Here is a 401-nt window from a genome sequence, read left to right as displayed (position 1 = left end):
GCCGAGGATATCGACAAAGCCCAGCTCGCGATCAAAGCGTTCGAGATCGACTACGGCGCCAAATACCCCAAAGCGGTCGCCCAAGATCGTCGACGACGCCGAGGTGTTTTTGGAGTTCTACCGGTATCCCGCCGAGCATTGGATCCACCTTCGCACCACAAATCCGATCGAAAGTACCTTTGCGACAGTACGTTTGAGGACCAAAGTCACCAAAGGGCCGGGCTCCCGCGCGGCCTGGCTGGCGATGGCCTACAAGCTAATCGAGGCCGCCCAGGCCCGCTGGCGCGCGGTCAACGCACCACACTTGGTCGCCCTCGTCCGTGCCAGCGCCGTCTTCCACAAGGGCAAGCCGCTCGAACGGCCTATCGACATCACACCCGAACCGTCGGCAGCTGAGCCTC

General features: G+C 62.1%; 1 pseudogene. It reads left to right on the top strand.

From position 1 onward, the window contains the following. Window positions 1-401: pseudogene (locus FPZ47_RS27990) on the top strand (transposase); the annotation flags it as partial.

The sequence above is a fragment of the Mycobacterium helveticum genome (genome assembly GCF_007714205.1).
GTDB classification, from domain to species: domain Bacteria; phylum Actinomycetota; class Actinomycetes; order Mycobacteriales; family Mycobacteriaceae; genus Mycobacterium; species Mycobacterium helveticum.
This window is presented reverse-complemented; position numbering and strand designations above follow the sequence as displayed.